Here is a 20,124-nt window from a genome sequence, read left to right on the forward strand (position 1 = left end):
ACCCCGTGTTTTTCGGGGGCGATTATTTAATCGGTTTACCACAAAATTTATTTCCTGATCAGAGATTTCATTAAAATCGGTTTCCTTTGGAAAGTATTGTCTGATTAACCCATTGATATTCTCATTGATCCCTCTTTCCCAAGGCGAATAAGGGTGAGCAAAGTAAATTTGGGTTTCTAATTTTTCACTGATGATTTCATGATCTGCGAACTCCAAACCGTTATCGAACGTGATGGTCTTAACCTTTTGTTTTAACGGAAATAATACTTTCACTGCCGCTTTCGCGACTTCTGAAGCTCGCTTGCTATCAAGTTTAACGATAATTGTATACAGCGTCTTGCGGTCAACCAATGTTAATAAGACACTTTTTTTTCCTTTCCCTATTATCGTATCTCCTTCCCAGTCGCCAATACGTTCTTTTTTATCAACAATTTCCGGGCGTTCATCAATACTGACCCGGTTTTTAATTTTGCCTCTTCTTTCATAGCTACCATAACGTTTACGATAGGGTTTTCTGGCAATTCGCAGATGTTGCCATAAATCACCCCCCTCTATTTTATCTTTATAAATCAGTCTATAAATTGTCTCATGATGCAAAGATATCCCTTTATGTTGCTTTAAATAATCAGCCACCTGTTCAGGACTTAAGTCTTTCCAAATTAACCGTTTTATCCATTTTTTTACTTCCGGCGTTATTTTCACGGCTTTCTTAGCAAAATGACGACGAGCCAATACCTTCAAATGAGCCTGTTCAGGGCAGTATGTCTGGACTTCTTGATTTCTCTTCAATTCTCTGCTGATGGTCGACGGGCTTCGCTTAAGTGACTCAGCAATGAAAAGCTGTGAAAAACCCGCTTCTCTTAAACTGGAAATCTGGTATCTTTCTGTTTCGGTCAGTTGTGTATAGGCCATAGTGCATTTTCCTTTGGCGAGAAAGATGCCTACTATAGCAACTGACCGCCCTTCTGAAAAATTGCACTTATTAGTCGAATCTGCCTTTCATTAGAGTATTTTAATAAATTGGGAACAGAAAGTAAGGACAACCTTACATCACTATCAGTTGAAAGAGATGATAATTTTGTATTAGGAGACTGGATTAATGACATCGAATTATGCAGACAATAGAAATTGTTACTCTTATGTTGTAACTGGAGAATCCGCATCAGAACTACCAAAAAACAAATCAGACTCTCTATCTAAACTCATGATCTATAACATAACTAATGTACTAAACACCCCTCTGAGCAGATCTAAAGCTGAAGTTTCTTTTGAAGAAGTAGAAGAATTTATACGTTGGGCAAACAAAAGGAAATATCATCTCGACTGGAGAATATTTGTATACTTTTTATCTTTCAGACATGAAAGTAAAAAGCATCTTACAGATGAGATGATTAATGATTTATTAATCTTCTCAGCAAGCCAATGGACTTATTTTGATAAAAGCGATAAAGAAGAGATAATAATATATTCCAAGATTAAAGAAGGATATAAGTTTATAGCAAAAAAGTCAAAAAAAGCGTCAATTGCAAGAAAATTATACATAGCTAAGATTGATATTATGGATGATGGATCTCATGATAGAAGAAAAGAAATTATATATATTTGACAAGGGTATTATATTGCCATCAATAACAATGTTTAAGAGTAGAATGTTAAACATGGCAATGCAACTTATTATTACCGCACTAATATATCAATTGTCTACAGACGATGCCGGATTTTTTTTACTATCATCACAGTTGATTCAGATATTTGTTGTTGCTTCATGTACCTTTTTCATCGGCATTAATATAAAATCAGACATTAAAAATAAAAACTACATTTACAAAAACTACACTTGGCTTTTAATAACAGGGACGATAATAGGCTTATTAATAACTCTAATATCTGTGATATCAATACATTATTACAGTGACCATACAGTAACAAAAAAAAATAGCATTGATACTATCAATCGGAATTATACCATTATGTATATATTCTGTTAACTGCGCAATTCTAGAGTCTACAAAACAAGAAAGGTACATGGTAAAAGTCAACTCATTCAGTATATTAACAAATGTATTCGCCATGATTGCATTATACTTATTTACTGGTGATTTAATATTTTCTATTGCTCTTGCTATCAGTATCTCAAGGGCATACATGGCCATCTCATCTTCAATCCCATTAATAAAATTTATAAAATGGAAAAAAGTTGACTTACCTTACATTAAGGATATTGTGAATATAGGAATAAATGAGGCTTTAACATCTACATCATTAGTGATATTGATGTCTATTTTAATAAGGTTTGTATCGACATTAATTTCAAACATAGAATTATCAAAATTATTTGTTTACATGGGGGTTATGAATTACCTATTTGTTACGGGCTTTTCTGCTGTTATTTCATTGGCTTCAAATTACAGAAGTGATGAGAACAATTTTTTAAATATAGCGATAGGTACCAATTTATTTTACCTTATTATCTTTTCAACCTTCTCACCATTAATCAGTTTGATGGTATTCAATACGCTAACAGAAACAATAGATATAATAACTTGTGCATTAGTCATATTCTTTGACTTGATTGCCGTATCTATTATTAACAGAATAAGGAGCAAATCACCAAATTCAAAATCTGTATATCTTAAGGTGATTCCCATTATCACTGTACTTGTGGTCACCTCTACATTAATTAGCCCGACATCATTCGAAATCTTATTGACTTTTGTATGCAGTAATATACTGTATACGCTAATTTCATTAATATGGTACTCGCTATGGAAAAAGAAATCTTTATTTTTAGAGAAGTTAACGTAGAAGATGCAAACAATCTTATTGTTTTTTTTAATGATTTGGATAACACATCGGAATTTATGTTGCTTGAGCCGGAAGAAAGAAAAACAAGTGTTGAAGAACAGACGGATATAATAAAAGGATTCGGAAAAGACAGGCAAATGTTAATATGCGAAGATAGCAAAAACATTGTTGGATTTATTGTTATATCTAGAGGAGTGTTCAATAGGAACAGGCATCTGGGTTCTATTGTTCTTGGAGTAAAAAAAGAATATAGAAATAAAGGCATAGCAAGAACCCTACTCAACAAAGCGCAAGATTGGTCACGGAAAAATGGAATTAGTAGACTTGAATTAACCGTTGCAATAAAAAACACATTGGCAATAAAGCTGTATTTGTCATCAGGTTTTATTTTTTCTGGCATCAGAACTAGCTCACTATTTATAAATGGTGAACTGACAGATGAATACTATATGACTAAAGGAATATCTGAAACAGTAATAGACAATGAGGCAAACAACCGGTGATTAAGCTAAGATTTTTTGTGGAAGGAACAACATATGGAGAGTATGTGATGATTACGCTATTAAGCATAAAGAAGAAATTAGTCAGAATACGCGTCTTGCCGTGTTATCAATAAGGGCTTTAGGTGAAGAATTCCCGTGTAAATAGCATTTTTCAGATCGTCGGGGTACTCCTACATTATATGAGAGTTAACAGAGTTTTGAAGCAACTCAGACCGTTAACAAACCTCATTGAAAATAACGGGATTTGTCAACGGTCTGAAAAGTGAACCACTTTATTATTCCAAAAATCATCGTTTTTATTCCGATTAGCTCCTGACAGTAAATTAAATGATTTTATTTACTTCACACTTTAATAAATCAGGAAATCTAAACGTCTATACTTCTTCACATCTAAAACAAAACTAATATATTCCTTTTGGCTATATATGGTTGCTATTCATTCTTTCAAACAAATACATATACAGAGTTATCCTCCATAACTATCTGAATACAACGGATTATCTGGAGATGATATGACCACATCACGCTCTGTTCTCAATATGATTGGCAATACCCCGTTGCTGGAGTTAACGCATCTGAATACCGGTCAATGTCAATTATTTATTAAGCTGGAGAATCAAAATCCCGGTGGCTCTATTAAAGATCGCGTCGCTCTTTCCATGATCGAACAGGCGGAAGAACAGGGATTGCTTCAATCTGGTGGTACGATTATTGAAGCTACGGCGGGTAATACCGGCATCGGATTGGCACTAGTCGCCGCCTTGAAAGGCTATAAATTGATTCTGGTCGTTCCAGATAAGATGAGCCGGGAAAAGGTGTTTCATCTGCGTGCACTGGGTACCGATGTACGTCTTACCCGTTCTGATGTCAGTAAAGGTCATCCAGAGTATTATCAAGACTATGCCCTACGTCTGGCGCAGGAGATTCCCGGTGCTTATTATATCGATCAGTTCAATAATCCCGCTAATTCAGCAGCACACACTACCTCTACCGGACCGGAAATCTGGCAACAAATGGACCACAATGTCGATGCAGTGGTGCTCGGTGTCGGGTCAGGCGGTACGCTTGGCGGCTTGAGCCACTATTTTGCTCAAGTTTCGCCGGAAACGGAGTTTGTTCTGGCAGATCCAAATGGTTCTATTCTGGTGGACTATATTGAACACGGCAAATATGGCGAAGCCGGAAGCTGGCAGGTAGAAGGCATCGGCGAAGATTTTATCCCTCCTCTGGGCGATTTTAGTCGAGTGCACCACGCATACCGTGTCAGTGATGCAGAGGCTTTTTCCAGTGCCCGTGATCTGTTGCTAAAGGAAGGTGTTCTGGCTGGCTCTTCCAGCGGAACTTTGCTCGCCGCTGCACTGCGCTATTGCCGTGCGCAAACCACTCCCAAACGTGTGGTTACGCTAGCATGTGACAGTGGAAACAAGTATCTGTCAAAAATGTTTAACGATTATTGGATGCTGGAACAGGGATTCAAATCGCGTGTGCAACAGCACGATCTCAGCGATTATATTACTTACCGCTATCAGGATGGCGCTACGGTTTTTATATCGCCAGAAGATACGTTGAAAACCGCGCATACCAGAATGCGTTTGTATGAGATTTCTCAATTACCGGTGCTGAAAGGAGAACAAGTCGTTGGCATTATCGACGAGTGGGATTTGATGCACACCGTGCAGGCTGATCCACATAATTTCAGCCTGCCCGTTAGCCACGCCATGACTCATCAGGTGAAAACGCTGGATAAAAACGCTTCTCTGCAACAATTGATGGCAACTTTCGACGCCGGACATGTGGCGCTGATCGTCAATAATGACCATTTTCTTGGGCTGGTAACTCGCACAGATGTGCTGAACGCATGGCGTCAGCAACTTAATTGATTTTTAGGAATAATTCTATGACCAAGTTTGATACTAAAACTGTTCACGCTGGCTACACTCCGGATCACACTGGCGCGGTAATGCCGGCAATTTATGCAACATCAACTTACGCCCAATCAGCCCCCGGCCAGCACTCTGGTTATGAATATTCCCGCAGTGGCAATCCGACACGTGATGCTCTGGAAAGCGCGATAGCCGAACTGGAAAACGGTAGCCGAGGCTACGCTTTTAGTTCGGGGCTGGCTGCCAGTTCTACAGTGCTAGAACTTTTGGATAAGGATAGCCATTTGGTGGCAGTCGATGATCTGTACGGTGGCACCTATCGGCTACTCGAAAAAGTACGTAGCCGCACTGCCGGTTTGCGTGTCACTTATGTGGAAGCCAATGACATTGCCGGCCTTGAAGCCGCTATTCGTCCCGACACAAAAATGATTTGGGTGGAGACACCCACCAATCCGTTACTGAAATTGGCTGATCTGGCGGCTATCGCACAAATAGCGCAACGGCACGGTATTATTAGTGTGGCAGATAACACTTTCGCCTCACCGTATCTCCAGCGCCCACTTGATCTGGGATTTGATGTCGTCGTGTACTCCGCTACTAAATATTTAAACGGCCACTCTGATGTGATCGCCGGGCTGGCAGTGGTCGGAAAAAATGCAGAACTAGCAGAAAAACTGGGTTTTCTGCAAAACTCTATAGGTGGTGTACTCGATCCATTTAGTAGTTTCCTGGTGCTGCGCGGAATGCGGACACTTGCCCTGCGTATGCAACGCCACATTGACAGTGCATCAAAGATCGCACATTGGCTGGAGCAACAGCCTCAGATCAAAACCGTCTTCTATCCCGGCCTCGCTTCCCATCCACAGCATGAACTGGCAAAACGTCAAATGAAGGGCTTTGGCGGTATGATTTCTGTTCACTTAAAAGGTGATGATGATTATGCCCGCCGGTTAATTCAAGAGCTAAAACTATTTACACTGGCAGAAAGTCTGGGCGGGGTGGAGAGTCTGATCAGCCAACCATTTAGTATGACTCACGCGTCTATCCCATTAGAAAAACGCCTTGCTTCTGGGATCACACCACAGTTGGTACGTATTTCTGTGGGTATAGAGGATGCCGAAGATCTCATCGCTGATTTAGCTCAGGCGTTGGAAAAAGCCGCACAATAAAAGAGCTATGCCAGCCAATTTTTTCAACTGGCTGGCATTTAAATAAAAAGCGGCTCTTTTTATGCAATCAAAAGTAAATGTAGAACCAGAATTATTTATCACCCAACAGAACGGATTCCAATGCGATTTCAATCATTTCATTGAAAGTCGTCTGGCGTTCCTCGGCAGTCAGTTTTTCATGAGTACGAATGTGGTCAGAGACAGTACAGATAGTCAGCGCTTTTGCGCCATATTCAGCCGCAACACCGTAAAAACCCGCAGCTTCCATTTCTACGCCCAGAATGCCATATTGCTCCATTACATCGAACAGTTGTGGATCGGGTGTATAGAACAGCTCAACCGAGAAGATGTTACCTACACGTACATTGATGTTTTTTGCTTTAGCAGCATCAACAGCGTTACGGACCAGATCGAAATCAGCAATCGCCGCAAAATCGTGATCTTTAAAACGTATACGGTTAACCTTGGAATCAGTACATGCCCCCATGCCAATAATTACGTCACGCAATTGAACATCTTGACGTACTGAACCGCAGGAACCTACACGGATAAGGACTTTAGCACCAAAATCAGTGATCAGCTCTTTCGCATAGATAGAGCAGGATGGGATACCCATACCATGCCCCATCACAGAAATCGGGCGGCCTTTATAAGTACCGGTAAACCCCAACATACCGCGTACATCGTTTACCTGCCGCACATTTTCCAGAAAAGTTTCAGCAATATATTTCGCACGTAATGGATCGCCAGGCATCAGAACAACGTCTGCAAAATCACCCATCTCAGCATTAATATGAGGCGTGGCCATAATTAAATTCCTTATTTTTTTATTTAATGGTTATTTTAGTCATACATGGCTGCCCAAAAGCAGCCAGTAAGTAGGTTCAGAGCATTGATTTGCCATATTCCATTGGCGACAGTTCAAAATATTCAGCGACTGTCTGTCCAATATCAGCAAAAGTTTCACGATGCCCCAATGAACCAGGTTGTACTTTTGGTCCATAAATCAGCACCGGAATGTGCTCACGAGTGTGGTCAGTACCAGACCACGTTGGATCACAACCGTGGTCGGCGGTCAGGATTAAAATGTCATCATCTTTCACCCGTTTCAGCATTTCAGGCAGACGACGGTCAAACAGTTCCAATGCCGCCGCATAACCCGGAACATCACGACGATGACCATAAGAAGAGTCGAAATCGACAAAGTTAGTGAATACGATGGTGTTGTCACCCGCTTTTTCCATTTCCACCAGCGTTGCATCAAACAATGCATCAATGCCGGTCGCTTTTACTTTTTGCGTAATGCCGACGTTTGCATAGATATCGGCAATTTTACCGATAGAAATGACTTCGCCATTTTTCTCATCGACTAATTTTTTCAGCATGGTAGGAGCAGGCGGCTCTACAGCTAAGTCATGACGATTACCGGTACGCTGGAAATTACCCGCCTTGTCTCCAACAAATGGGCGCGCAATAACCCGGCCAATGTTGTAACCGCCATCAGTCAACTCTTCACGGGCGATTTCACACAGTTCATACAGGCGATCTAAACCGAAAGTCTCTTCGTGGCAAGCGATCTGGAATACCGAGTCAGCAGAGGTATAGAAAATCGGTTTACCCGTTTTCATATGTTCTTCACCCAACTTATCCAGAATAACCGTACCAGAAGAGTGGCAGTTACCGAGATAACCTGGCAGATTTGCGCGTTCTACCAGTTTATCCAACAATGCCTGCGGAAAGCTGTTCTCTTCATCTTTGAAGTAACCCCAGTCAAACAGCACCGGGACACCGGCAATTTCCCAGTGACCTGACGGTGTATCTTTACCGGAAGAGAGTTCACTGGCGTAAGCGTAAGCACCCATAATGTCCGCGTCTTTATCCAAACCGACAGGGAAAGTTCCACAGGACTCCTCAGTCGCTTTCCCCAAACCTAAACGGCTTAAGTTCGGCAAATACAGAGGCCCTTTGCGACCAACATCAGCATCACCACGGGCACATGCTTCGGCAATGTGCCCCAAGGTGTTAGATCCTTTATCACCAAATTTTTCGGCATCTTCACTGGCGCCAATGCCAAAAGAATCCAATACCATGATGAATGTTCGTTTCATAAATTTTCTCCTGCGTCAAATCACACTATACCCGTTATCTTTCAAGCTGCCTCTTTGTTGGCTGCACTCGCTCACCCCGGTTACATAGTTTGCTATGCTCCCGGGGATTCACTCCCTTGCCGTCGCGATGCATCTTGAAATCCATAGGGTATAACAATGCGAAAATGCCACCATTATCTAATAATAAGTATGGTTATTATTCGCCAATTTGGCGATAAACCATCGGTGCGGCTGGTTTGGCTTCTGTACCCAGAACGATAGCTTTACGTACTGCCTTTGCCACTTCCTGCCATTCATTCTCATTGTTGGCATGAATAATAGCTAAGGGTGTACCTACATTAACTTCTGAGCCCAGAGCAACGATATTGCTCAGCCCCACACTATAATCAATGCGATCTGTTGCCTTACGGCGCCCTCCCCCAAGGGAAACTACAGACATCCCTATAGCACGGGTATCCATATGCGTAATAAATCCATGCTGTTCAGCCAATATGGGTTTGCTGAAAACAGCCGTTGGCAAGTAACTGTCATAACGCTCAACAAAATCCGTCGGACCTTGTTGTGCAGCGACCATGCGACCAAAAATTTCGGCTGCTTTACCGTTATCTAAGACAGACTGGAGTCTATTGCGTGCATCTTCACGGTCTGTTGCCAAATGGCCGGATACCAGCATTTCAACACACAGTGCCATTGTAACTTCGAGTAAACGTGGATTGCGCTTTTCCCCCGTCAGAAAGCGAACAGCTTCACGAACTTCAAGCGCATTACCCGCACTGGATGCCAGAACCTGATTCATATCCGTCAACAACGCGGTAGTTTTACAACCCACGCCATTAGCCACGCTAACAATCGATTCCGCCAGTTGCTGCGACGCTTCATACGTTGACATAAACGCACCAGAACCCACTTTGACATCCATTACCAGTGCGTCCAAACCCTCAGCCAGTTTTTTGCCAAGGATAGAGGCGGTAATCAAGGGAATAGAATCCACCGTCGCGGTAATATCGCGAGTTGCATAGAAGCGTTTGTCTGCCGGCGCCAGCGAATGGGTCTGACCGATAATCGCCACACCAACATCCTGAATAATGTCACGAAAACGCCGCTCATCAGGAAAAATATCAAACCCTGGAATCGCTTCCAACTTGTCCAGCGTCCCGCCGGTATGACCTAAACCACGGCCGGAAATCATCGGCACATAGCCGCCACAGGCCGCCACCATCGGACCAAGCATTAGCGAAGTCACATCACCAACCCCACCGGTTGAATGCTTATCCACAATCGGGCCGTTCAAATTCAGGCTTTGCCAATTCAACACTGTCCCGGAGTCACGCATAGCCAATGTCAGGGCGACACGTTCTTCCATTACCATGTCCTGGAAGTGGATAGCCATCGCCAGCGCAGCAATTTGTCCCTCGGAAACGGTATTGTCACGTACGCCATTAACGAAGAAGCGGATCTCTTCTTCATTCAGTAGATGCCCATCACGCTTTTTACGGATAATTTCCTGTGTCAGAAGCAAAGCATTCTCCTAATCATGATTAAAATCGGCAAAGATTCAGCGGCTACGCACTGATTGATACGGTACTCGATTATCAATAATTGCTGCTTTGCTCTTGATTCTGATGCCCCAGAGTGCTTAGCAAACTGCCTAACAAACTGGAAGCTCCAAAACGAAAATGACGGGCATCAGCCCATTTGTCACCCATGATATGATCAGCTAATGCCAGATATTGTGCAGCCTCTTCAGCGGTACGCACGCCACCAGCCGGTTTGAAACCAACCGTTTCACCCACACCCATCTCATGAATCACCTTCATCATGATTTCAGCACTTGCCAGTGTGGCATTAACCGGCACTTTACCTGTAGACGTTTTGATAAAATCAGCACCTGCGTTGATTGAAATTTCAGATGCCTTACGAATCAGAGATGCCTCTTTCAGTTCACCGGTTTCAATAATAACTTTTAGTAGCACATCCGCTACTGCACAGGCGGCTTTACACGCTTTTACCATGTCAAAACCGACTTGTTCATTACCGGCCATCAATGCACGGTATGGGAAAACCACATCGACCTCATCAGCGCCATAAGCGATAGCAGCACGGGTTTCAGCTAAAGCGATATCAATATCGTCATTGCCGTGTGGGAAGTTTGTCACTGTTGCGATACGGATTTCAGGCGTGCCCTGTTCACGTAACACTTTACGCGCCAGAGGAATAAAACGAGGGTAGATACAGATAGCCGCAGTATTACCTGCCGAGCTTTTCGCCTGATGACAAAGTGCCGTCACTTTTTCATCTGTATCATTATCATTGAGTGTCGTTAAATCCATCAAACTCAGCGCACGTTGCGCTGCTGCGGTTAAATCGGTCATAAAACTCTCCAACGTTATTATCGCGGCTAGCTTCTGCTAGAGCCACACATGCTGTTAAACGATTGTTTGTTGGCGAGCGGACTTGATCCTTAAAGATGCCGCGATGATATGCCTACAGCGACAATTGAATTCCTTTTCACCGCACTATGCTCTCTTCGGCTTATGGTCTTTAATGCGAGCCACGCCTTGATCCTTGAAATTTGGCATATCTTATATTTGAACATTTCAACGTTCAAAAAATTGTGCCAAAAATCACACTAATTACATGTAATTTGCAAGATAATAATTTCAAATGTGATTTTTATCACATAAAACTATATTTATCATGGGATTTACCGGCAAATCCAACTTGCTTATCATCAAATAATACACGACAAAAAATATAACTCACGTCTAGTAAACAAGAAGTATGGAAGACGCTGCTTTTTCACCACGAATTAAAGATAAACCGGCAGGAAAATAGATTGCAGGCGGGATTATCCCACCTGCCTAATTTCAACAACGTTACAGAGCCAGGAAGAAGCCTGCGATAGTTGCACTCATTAAGTTGGATAGTGTGCCCGCGATAATGGCTTTCATCCCCAAACGAGCAACATCTCCGCGGCGGTTCGGTGCCATACCGCCCAGACCACCTAGCAGGATAGCAACGGAAGAAAGGTTAGCGAAACCACACAATGCGAAGGAGATAATTGCTTTAGTATGATCTGACAGAACCTGCAAGCCAGCAGCCGTAACTACATCATCCGGTTTCAAATAAGCGCCGAAGTTCATAAAGGCAACAAATTCGTTCACAACTATTTTTTGACCGATGAAAGAACCTGCTACCGTTGCTTCATTCCACGGAATACCAATCAGGTAAGCAATTGGCGCGAAGACCCAACCCAACACCAGTTCAAGAGAAAGTTGTGGATAATTAAACCAACCACCGATTCCACCGAGAATACCATTTAACAATGCAATAAGGGCAACAAACGCCAATAACATTGCACCGACGTTCAACGCTAATTGCATACCAGAAGCGGCACCAGAGGCGGCTGCATCAATGATGTTAGCAGGACGTTCCTCTTCAGCGACCAGTGACATTGCATCAACAGTGTCATGTGGCTTTTCAGTTTCAGGCACCATCAATTTCGCGAACAACAGGCCACCTGGTGCCGCCATAAAGGAAGCCGCAATCAGATATTCCAAAGGTACGCCCATTGATGCATAACCGGCCAATACCGAACCCGCAACGGATGCCAGACCACCACACATTACCGCAAACAGTTCAGATTGAGTCATGGTAGCAATATAAGGGCGAACAACCAGTGGCGCCTCAGTTTGGCCTACGAAAATATTCGCTGTCGCAGACAAAGATTCCGTACGTGAAGTTCCGAGAATTTTTTGCAGGCCACCACCCAATACTTTGATAACTAGCTGCATAACACCAATGTAGTACAACACAGCAATCAATGAAGAGAAGAAAACAATAATAGGCAGTACACGCAGGGCGAAAACAAATCCCCCGCCGCCAAACAGTTCAAACATTTTGGGGGAAACTAATCCACCAAAAATAAAATCCATTCCTTGCTGACCGTACTGGATAACACTAGAAACTCCCTCAGACATACCCATTAATATTTTCTTACCTGCGGGAACATAAAGTACGAAAGCACCGATAGCGATCTGAATCAAAAAGGCACCAAGGACAGTACGAAGTTTAATAGCACGATAATTACTGGAAAAGAGTACTGCGATCAAGATCAGCACTACCATCCCGACCAGGCTCATAAAGAGTTGCATTGGAAGAATCCCTGTTCACTTAATAATAAATTAAATATGTCAGTTGAACGTAAATCGCTCACTGACGCTGAGTCGGCGCTGATTATACTCAGTCATCGGAATGAACAAGCTATTGACATCACAAATATCTACTGAAAAAAGCAATAAAAAAATGATAAATGTGATGTAAATCACACAAATTACAAAAATAATCTGCAACAGATAATCTAATATCGGAATGGCAAAATAATCAACAATTAAGAAATAATTATCAGGTAAATGCAATTAAAGTGTGGTGCTTATGATCCGCAGGCAACAACTCTGTCATATATATTTACATCTATAGATAAGCAGAGAAGCAATGTTTCAAAAATAAATCTAAGAAAATAAGCCTATGTCTAAATTACGAGTAATTCCTCTATGGAGATAACAATTTACTCCTGAGTAACAATCAAACAATTGTGCAAAAACAATTAACTCCATAGTATCCAACCTGTAACGGTTAATAAATTTCCGTTAACGTCCTAAATACTAATATTTAGTTATTTTTCTACTGCATTTCAACTATACAAAATGGACAAGAATTATTATTATTAAAGTCAAGACAGGGAACAGAAGACCTATTATACCTTTAAGTAAATGAAAATAATGAAAACGAATATTCTAGAAGAACGTTTGAGAGAATTTTTAAAACATCGACTCGCAAACTCTAATGATAACGCTCATGATATTGGTCATCTGATCCGTGTTGCAAATAACGCGAAAAGAATCATGGAGAAAGAAGGAGGTGATCCTTTAGTTATCATTGCCTCAAGTTACTTACATGACATCGTGTCATTACCAAAGAATCATCCAGAAAAAAAACAGTCCTCAAAACTTGCAGCACAGGAAGCTGTAAAAATTCTATCTATTGAATTTCCAGAGTTCCCAAAAGAACTTTATGATGCGGTAAAACACGCAATTATAACCCACAGCTATAGCGCAGCCTTACCCCCAGAAACAATAGAAGCTAAAATACTCCAAGACGCAGACCGATTGGATGCATTAGGAGCCATTGGACTCGCCAGAGTATTTTATATAGCAGGTATGCTCGGTCAGGGACTTTTTCAGCATGATGATCCCTTTGCACTTAATCGCCCCTTGGATGACAAATCTTATGCAATCGATCACTTTCAGACAAAGTTATTTAAACTGCCCGAAAAAATGAATACCACAGAGGGTAAGAAGATCGCACAATTGAATGCCCAATATTTGGTGGACTTTTTGAGCAAACTATCGAGCGAAATTAAAGGTGATTTAATTGATACGGATGAATTTATAAAGGATTTTTTCAACGAAAATTAATTGCAAATATTATACCCTTGGAGCTTTGCATCTTAATCCATCATCGATTTATCCAGTTTCAGTTAACTGCATCTTTGCCAATAGTAGTTAAAATCACTTTGTAAATCATATAGCTAATCCAAATAACTCAATACTGTTATGATAAAGTTGGTTAGCAATCTCATCTGGAGCTTCGCGACGAAGCTCACATAACGAAGCAAACACTCCGGCAATTTTTTCCGGCCGGTTAGGTTCTCCCTGAAAACCGAAAAGTGGCATATCCGGAGCATCGGTTTCCAGCACCAGAGACGTTAACGGGAGTTCAGCCATTACGCGACGTGTTTTCTGCGCTCTTTCATAAGTAATGGTTCCCCCTACCCCAAGGTAATATCCCAAACCGATAAAAGCCTCCGCCTGCGATAAGCTACCCGCAAATCCGTGTACTACACCGGTACGGGGAAGGTTGATTCTTCTTAGGATCGCTGCCAGTTGATCATGGCTTTTTCGGGAATGAAGGATAACCGGTAATTCATACTGTTTTGCTAACCGCAATTGAGCGCATAATAGCGCTTTCTGTTTTTCAAATTGGGGTTCAGTCATATAGAGATCGAGCCCAATCTCCCCAACCGCCACCAACTTTTCGTGTTTCTGTTTTAGAAATTGTTCCAGATCCGCAAGATGCGCTTCCTGATGTTGATCGATATAAATAGGATGCAAACCCAATGCAGCATAAATCTCAGGATAAGAACAAGCCAATTCAGATACCTGTTGCAAATTTGCACTACTAATAGCGGGGACAATAATTCTATCCACGCCAATCTGTACCGCCCGTTGCAGGCTCTGCTGTTCATCATCACGAAACGGAGGGAAATCAAAATGGCAGTGGGTATCAATGAACATGAAGCTATCCGTTATTTATCTGTTCTGACGATAGAAAAATTGAAAGCATACTGAATATCAATACCATTTTTGACGAAAGTTGTGTAGATACCTATGCCGATAGGACGAGGAGCCGTCACCCGGCAAAAGACCAGAAATGCCCCGATCAATTCAAGTCTGATTATTTTCAGGCTGAAACTGTTACGGGGTTTCTTTACCGCTATGATTAAATTAATTTTTTATTCCTACATTAATAAAAATTAAGCTTAACATAATAAGCTTTCACGCTATAAAGTCATGCCTCCATCAGTTAACAACTCTTACCAAATAGTGAAAATGATTCTAAATACCTAAGATAGATGATGAACTAGCCTATCATCATAAATTATTTTTCATTTTTATAACACTTTTGCTATCAGCACCTTGGATGAAATTTCTCATACTGGTCGTTTTGTTTATCTCTGTATTACCTGAATTGAACCAGCAATAAACAAACAGAAACAAAAGGAATATTTATGAATTGTCACACCAAGAAAGCTAGCTCGATTTTCGAAACTAACCTTCCAAGATGTTCTAATTCTAAGCCATGTAATGGTGACTGTTATGCAAAGTAAAATATCATTTTTATCAGGTATATCTGAACAGCCCCTGCTTGACGCTGGTTATCAAAACGCGCTAGTTGCCAATCTGAGTGACATCATTGTGCATCTGAATTACATCATTCGAGACGCATAAATTTTTTTTCTTTGTCGATCACAGGTCTCTCCCTATTAGGGGCCTGTTGTAAGGAGTACTTTATGCAGGATTCACCAGAAGTATCGATTACAACGCTATCACTTCCCAAAGGTGGCGGTGCTATCAATGGCATGGGAGAAGCGCTAAGTGCTGCCGGCCCTGATGGAATGACCACTCTATCTCTGCCATTGCCCCTTTCGACCGGCAGAGGGACTGCGCCTAGATTATCGCTGATTTACAGCAGCAGTGCAGGTAACGGGCCTTTCGGTATCGGCTGGCAATGTGGCGTCATGACTATTAGCCGACGCACCCAACATGGCATTCCACAATACGGTAATGACGACACGTTCTTATCCCCACAAGGCGAAGTCATGAATATTGCCATGAATGACCAAGGGCAGCCAGATATCCGTCAAGGCGTTAAGACGCTGCAAGGCGTGACCTTGCCAATCTCCTATACCGTGACTCGCTATCAAGCCCGCCAGATCCAAGATTTCAGCAGAATCGAATATTGGCAACCTACTTCCGGTCAAGAAAGGCGAGCTTTCTGGCTGATATCGTCACCGGACGGCCAACTGCACATCTTAGGGAAAACCGCACAGGCTTGTCAGGCAAACCCGCAAAATGATCAACAAATCGCCCAGTGGTTGCTGGAAGAAACCGTGACACCAACCGGTGAACATGTCAGCTATCAATACCGGGCCGAAGATGAAGCCGATTGTGACGACAATGAAAAAACCGCTCATCCCAATGCAACCGCACAGCGCTATCTGGTACAGGTGAACTACGGTAACATCAAACCACAAGCCAGCCTGTTCGTACTGGATAACACACCTCCGACACCGGAAGAGTGGCTGTTTCATCTGGTCTTTGACCACGGTGAACGCGATACTTCACTTCATACCGTGCCGAAATGGGATGCAGGTACAGCACAATGGCCTGTACGCCGGGATATCTTCTCTCGCTATGAATACGGTTTTGAAGTGCGTACTCGCCGCTTATGTCAACAAGTACTGATGTTTCACCGTACCGCGCTAATGGCCGGAGAAGCCGGTACCCATGACGCCCCGGAACTGGTTGGACGCCTAATACTGGACTACGATAGAGATGCCAGCGTCACTACATTGATTGCCGCCCGCCAATTGAGTCACGAACAGGACGGCAGCCCAATCACCCTGCCACCTTTAGAATTAGCCTGGCAGCGGTTCGACCTAGAGAAGATGCCAACATGGCAACGTTTTGATGCATTAGATAATTTTAACTCGCAGCAACGTTATCAATTGGTTGATCTGCGGGGAGAAGGGTTGCCGGGTATGCTGTACCAAGAGCGCGGCGCTTGGTGGTATAAAGCGCCGCAACGTCAGGAAGACGGAGACAGTAATGCCATCACTTACGGCAAAATCGCCCCACTGCCTACCCTACCCAGTTTGCAGGATAATGCCTCATTGATGGATATCAACGGAGACGGCCAACTGGATTGGGTAGTCACCGCCTCCGGTATTCGCGGATACCATAGCCAGCAACCCGATGGAAAATGGACGCACTTTACGCCAATCAATGCCTTACCAGTGGAATATTTTCATCCAAGCGTCCAATTCGCTGACCTTACCGGGGCAGGCTTATCCGATTTAGTGTTAATCGGGCCGAAAAGCGTGCGTCTGTACGCCAACCAGCGAAACGGCTGGCGTAAAGGACAAGATGTCCCACAATCCACAGGTATCACTCTGCCCGTTACTGGAACCGACGCCCGCAAACTGGTGGCTTTCAGCGATATGCTCGGTTCCGGTCAACAACATCTGGTGGAAATTAGAGCTAATCGTGTTACCTGTTGGCCGAATCTGGGACATGGCCGTTTCGGTCAACCACTGACCCTGCCAGGATTTAGCCAGCCCGAAACTAGCTTCAATCCCGAACGGCTATTTTTGGCGGATATCGACGGCTCCGGCACCACTGACATTATCTATGCGCAATCCAGCTCTTTGCTCATTTATCTCAACCAAAGTGGTAATCAGTTTGATGCCCCGCTGACGTTAGCTTTGCCAGAAGGCGTACAATTTGACAACACTTGCCAACTCCAAGTCGCCGATATTCAGGGATTAGGGATAGCCAGTCTGATCCTGACAGTGCCACATATGGCGCCACATCACTGGCATTGTGATTTGTCGTTAACCAAACCTTGGTTGCTAAATGTGATGAACAATAACCGGGGCGCACATCATACTCTACATTATCGTAGCTCCGCGCAATTCTGGTTGGATGAGAAATTACAGCTCACCAAAGCAGGCAAATCCCCGGCCTGTTACCTGCCGTTTCCAATGCATCTGCTGTGGTATACCGAAATTCAGGATGAAATCAGCGGTAACCGGCTCACCAGTGAAGTCAGTTACCGCCACGGTGTCTGGGATGGTAAAGAGCGGGAATTCAGAGGATTTGGTTGTATCAAACAGACAGATACCACAACATTTTCTCACGGCACCGCCCCCGAACAAGCGGCACCGTCACTGAGTATTAGCTGGTTCGCCACCGGGATAGATGAAGTAGACAGCCAATTAGCCACAGAATATTGGCAGGCAGACACCCAAGCTTATAGCGGATTTGAAACCCGTTATACCATCTGGGACAACACTAACCAGACAGATCAAGCATTCACCCCCAATGAGACACAACGTAACTGGCTAACGCGGGCACTTAAAGGCCAACTGCTACGCACCGAGCTCTATGGCCTAGACGGAACGGATAATCAAACGGTGCCTTATACCGTCAGTGAATCACGCTATCAGGTACGCTCTATTCCCGTAGAGAAAGAAACCGAATTATCTGCCTGGATTACCGCCATTGAAAATCGCAGCTACCACTATGAACGTATCATCAGTGATCCACAGCTCAGCCAAAGTATCTGGCTGCAACACGATATCTTTGGTCAATCACTGCAAAGTGTCGATATTGCCTGGCCTCGCCGCGAAAAACCGGCAGAAAACCCCTACCCGCCAACCCTGCCGGAAACACTATTCGACAGTAGCTATGATGATCAGCAACAACAATTACGTCTGGTGAGGCAAAAAAATAGCTGGCATCACCTGACTGACGGAGAAAACAGGCGATTAGGTTTACCAAATGCACAACGCCGTGATGTTTATACTTATGACCGGACCAAAATTCCGGCCGAAGGGATCTCTCTTGAAGTCTTGCTGAAAGCCGATGGCCTGCTAGCAGATGAAAAAGCGGCCGTTTATCTGGGGCAACAACAGACGTTTTACACCGCCGGTCAAGCGGAAGTCACTCTAGAAAAGCCCACGTTACAAGCACTGGTCGCGTTCCAAGAAACCGCCATGATGGATGATACCTCATTACAGGCGTATGAGGGCGTGATTGAAGAACAGGCGTTGCATACCACACTGATACAGGCCGGTTATCAGCAAGTCGCGCGGTTATTTAATACTGGATCAGAAAGCCCGGTATGGGTGGCACGGCAAGGCTATACCGATTACGGTGATGCCACACAGTTCTGGCGGCCTCAAACTCAGCGTAACTCGTTGCTGACAGGGAAAACCACACTGACCTGGGATACCCATCGTTGTGTAATAATTCAGACTCAGGATGCCGCTGGATTAACGACGCAAGCCCGTTACGATTATCGTTTCCTTACGCCAGTACAACTGATAGATATTAATGATAATCAACATATTGTGACATTGGATGCACTAGGTCGCGTGACCACCAGCCGGTTCTGGGGTACGGAGGCAGGGCAGACCACAGGCTACTCCAACCAGCCCTTTACACCACCGGACTCCGTAGATAAAGCGCTAGCGTTAACAGGAGTACTCCCCGTTGCCCAATGTTTAGTCTATGCCGTTGATAGCTGGATGCCGCTGTTATCTTTGTCTCAGCTTTCTCAGTCACCAGAAGAAGCAGAAGCGCTATGGGCGCAACTGCGTGCCGCTCATATGGTTACCGAAGATGGGAAAGTGTGTGCGCTAGGCGGGAAACGGGGAATAGTCCATCAGAACCTAACGATTCAACTCATCTCGCTATTGGCAAGTATTCCCCGTTTACCTCCACATGTACTGGGGATCACCACTGACCGCTACGATAACGATCCTCAACAACAGCACCAACAGACGGTGAGTTTTAGTGATGGTTTTGGCCGGTTACTCCAGAGTTCAGCCCGTCATGAGCCCGGTGATGCCTGGCAACGTAAAGAGGACGGTGGGCTGGTTGTGGATGCAAATGGCGTTCTGGTCAGTGCCGCTACAGACACCCGATGGGCTGTTTCTGGCCGCACAGAATACGACGACAAAGGCCAACCTGTGCGTACCTATCAACCCTATTTTCTGAATGACTGGCGCTATGTTAGTGATGACAGCGCACGAGATGATCTGTTTGCCGATACCCATCTTTATGATCCACTGGGACGGGAATACAAGGTCATCACCGCTAAGAAATATTTGCGAGAAAAACTGTACACTCCGTGGTTTATTGTCAGCGAGGATGAAAACGATACAGCATCAAGAAACACATAATTTTATCCGTTGCCCCGCAGTATATTGCGGGGCAATATCTAATCAATTATGAAGATTCAGCATTTC

The 20,124-nt window shown here is 43.6% G+C and carries 15 protein-coding genes; 8 read left to right on the forward strand and 7 right to left on the reverse strand.

The genetic code is table 11. From position 1 onward, the window contains the following. Positions 1 to 912 (reverse strand): IS30 family transposase (locus AACQ83_RS18390; RefSeq protein WP_112875909.1); only part of this gene is annotated, 912 nt, incomplete at its 3' end. Positions 913 to 1,099: 187 nt separating this feature from the next. On the opposite strand from AACQ83_RS18390, the gene AACQ83_RS18395 reads away from it, so the two are divergent. The 5 genes from AACQ83_RS18395 to AACQ83_RS18415 all read left to right on the forward strand — a co-directional run bounded on the left by AACQ83_RS18395 (position 1,100) and on the right by AACQ83_RS18415 (position 6,360). Beyond that, the gene (locus tag AACQ83_RS18395) at positions 1,100 to 1,606 is read left to right on the forward strand and encodes a hypothetical protein (RefSeq protein WP_112879069.1); all 507 of its coding nucleotides are present in this window, start codon (positions 1,100 to 1,102) and stop codon (positions 1,604 to 1,606) included. 419 nt (positions 1,607 to 2,025) lie between these two features. Then, on the forward strand, positions 2,026 to 2,805 hold the full coding sequence (locus AACQ83_RS18400; protein ID WP_158537795.1) for a hypothetical protein: 780 nt from the start codon (positions 2,026 to 2,028) through the stop codon (positions 2,803 to 2,805). Continuing rightward, complete coding sequence (locus tag AACQ83_RS18405) at positions 2,766 to 3,308, forward strand: GNAT family N-acetyltransferase (protein ID WP_158537796.1); 543 nt, start codon at positions 2,766 to 2,768, stop codon at positions 3,306 to 3,308. The genes AACQ83_RS18400 and AACQ83_RS18405 overlap by 40 nt, the downstream gene beginning before the upstream one ends. 512 nt (positions 3,309 to 3,820) lie before the next feature. Further along, the gene (locus AACQ83_RS18410) at positions 3,821 to 5,188 is read left to right on the forward strand and encodes a pyridoxal-phosphate dependent enzyme (protein ID WP_112879073.1); all 1,368 of its coding nucleotides are present in this window, start codon (positions 3,821 to 3,823) and stop codon (positions 5,186 to 5,188) included. 17 nt (positions 5,189 to 5,205) lie between these two features. Then, positions 5,206 to 6,360, forward strand: coding sequence for a trans-sulfuration enzyme family protein (locus AACQ83_RS18415; RefSeq protein WP_112879074.1), 1,155 nt, complete (start codon positions 5,206 to 5,208; stop codon positions 6,358 to 6,360). Between the two features lie 91 nt (positions 6,361 to 6,451). Here the strand turns inward: AACQ83_RS18415 and deoD are convergent, their stop codons facing one another. From deoD to AACQ83_RS18440, 5 genes are all read right to left on the reverse strand, one after another. Then, a complete protein-coding gene (gene deoD / locus AACQ83_RS18420; RefSeq protein WP_036811781.1) occupies positions 6,452 to 7,168 on the reverse strand; it encodes a purine-nucleoside phosphorylase in 717 nt (238 codons plus the stop codon). Between the two features lie 76 nt (positions 7,169 to 7,244). Then, a complete protein-coding gene (gene deoB, locus AACQ83_RS18425; RefSeq protein ID WP_112879075.1) occupies positions 7,245 to 8,468 on the reverse strand; it encodes a phosphopentomutase in 1,224 nt (407 codons plus the stop codon). Positions 8,469 to 8,664: 196 nt separating this feature from the next. Further along, a complete protein-coding gene (deoA, locus tag AACQ83_RS18430) occupies positions 8,665 to 9,987 on the reverse strand; it encodes a thymidine phosphorylase (protein WP_112879076.1) in 1,323 nt (440 codons plus the stop codon). Between the two features lie 73 nt (positions 9,988 to 10,060). Beyond that, complete coding sequence (gene deoC, locus AACQ83_RS18435; protein ID WP_112879077.1) at positions 10,061 to 10,840, reverse strand: deoxyribose-phosphate aldolase; 780 nt, start codon at positions 10,838 to 10,840, stop codon at positions 10,061 to 10,063. A gap of 504 nt (positions 10,841 to 11,344) precedes the next feature. Beyond that, the gene (locus tag AACQ83_RS18440; RefSeq protein WP_192881044.1) at positions 11,345 to 12,610 is read right to left on the reverse strand and encodes a NupC/NupG family nucleoside CNT transporter; all 1,266 of its coding nucleotides are present in this window, start codon (positions 12,608 to 12,610) and stop codon (positions 11,345 to 11,347) included. A 639-nt stretch (positions 12,611 to 13,249) separates the two neighbouring features. On the opposite strand from AACQ83_RS18440, the gene AACQ83_RS18445 reads away from it, so the two are divergent. Then, on the forward strand, positions 13,250 to 13,945 hold the full coding sequence (locus AACQ83_RS18445; RefSeq protein WP_112879098.1) for a phosphohydrolase: 696 nt from the start codon (positions 13,250 to 13,252) through the stop codon (positions 13,943 to 13,945). Between the two features lie 105 nt (positions 13,946 to 14,050). Here AACQ83_RS18445 and AACQ83_RS18450 read toward each other — a convergent pair whose 3' ends face one another. After that, positions 14,051 to 14,824 (reverse strand): TatD family hydrolase, encoded by a 774-nt coding sequence (locus AACQ83_RS18450; RefSeq protein ID WP_112879079.1) that lies wholly within the window; start codon positions 14,822 to 14,824, stop codon positions 14,051 to 14,053. A gap of 582 nt (positions 14,825 to 15,406) precedes the next feature. On the opposite strand from AACQ83_RS18450, the gene AACQ83_RS18455 reads away from it, so the two are divergent. Together AACQ83_RS18455 and tcaC are read left to right on the forward strand one after the other, a co-directional pair. Next, positions 15,407 to 15,538 carry a hypothetical protein gene (locus AACQ83_RS18455; RefSeq protein ID WP_255566991.1) on the forward strand — a complete coding sequence of 44 codons (132 nt, stop codon included), beginning with the start codon at positions 15,407 to 15,409 and terminating at the stop codon, positions 15,536 to 15,538. A gap of 62 nt (positions 15,539 to 15,600) precedes the next feature. Further along, positions 15,601 to 20,058 carry an insecticidal toxin complex protein TcaC gene (tcaC, locus tag AACQ83_RS18460; protein WP_112879080.1) on the forward strand — a complete coding sequence of 1,486 codons (4,458 nt, stop codon included), beginning with the start codon at positions 15,601 to 15,603 and terminating at the stop codon, positions 20,056 to 20,058. The last annotated feature ends 66 nt before the right edge of the window (positions 20,059 to 20,124 follow it).

The sequence above is a fragment of the Photorhabdus sp. S10-54 genome (genome assembly GCF_963878145.1).
GTDB classification, from domain to species: Bacteria; Pseudomonadota; Gammaproteobacteria; order Enterobacterales; family Enterobacteriaceae; genus Photorhabdus; species Photorhabdus kayaii.

Excerpts from the sequence above, each read along its gene's own strand:
- AACQ83_RS18450 (WP_112879079.1), bottom strand. The coding sequence starts at position 14,824 with ATGTTCATTGATACCCACTGCCATTTTGATTTCCCTCCGTTTCGTGAT.
- tcaC (WP_112879080.1), top strand. The coding sequence starts at position 15,601 with ATGCAGGATTCACCAGAAGTATCGATTACAACGCTATCACTTCCCAAA.
- AACQ83_RS18410 (WP_112879073.1), top strand. The coding sequence starts at position 3,821 with ATGACCACATCACGCTCTGTTCTCAATATGATTGGCAATACCCCGTTG.
- AACQ83_RS18400 (WP_158537795.1), top strand. The coding sequence starts at position 2,026 with ATGGTAAAAGTCAACTCATTCAGTATATTAACAAATGTATTCGCCATG.
- AACQ83_RS18455 (WP_255566991.1), top strand. The coding sequence starts at position 15,407 with ATGCAAAGTAAAATATCATTTTTATCAGGTATATCTGAACAGCCCCTG.
- AACQ83_RS18395 (WP_112879069.1), top strand. The coding sequence starts at position 1,100 with ATGACATCGAATTATGCAGACAATAGAAATTGTTACTCTTATGTTGTA.
- AACQ83_RS18415 (WP_112879074.1), top strand. The coding sequence starts at position 5,206 with ATGACCAAGTTTGATACTAAAACTGTTCACGCTGGCTACACTCCGGAT.
- AACQ83_RS18445 (WP_112879098.1), top strand. The coding sequence starts at position 13,250 with ATGAAAACGAATATTCTAGAAGAACGTTTGAGAGAATTTTTAAAACAT.
- AACQ83_RS18405 (WP_158537796.1), top strand. The coding sequence starts at position 2,766 with ATGGAAAAAGAAATCTTTATTTTTAGAGAAGTTAACGTAGAAGATGCA.
- deoB (WP_112879075.1), bottom strand. The coding sequence starts at position 8,468 with ATGAAACGAACATTCATCATGGTATTGGATTCTTTTGGCATTGGCGCC.
- deoD (WP_036811781.1), bottom strand. The coding sequence starts at position 7,168 with ATGGCCACGCCTCATATTAATGCTGAGATGGGTGATTTTGCAGACGTT.
- AACQ83_RS18440 (WP_192881044.1), bottom strand. The coding sequence starts at position 12,610 with ATGAGCCTGGTCGGGATGGTAGTGCTGATCTTGATCGCAGTACTCTTT.
- deoC (WP_112879077.1), bottom strand. The coding sequence starts at position 10,840 with ATGACCGATTTAACCGCAGCAGCGCAACGTGCGCTGAGTTTGATGGAT.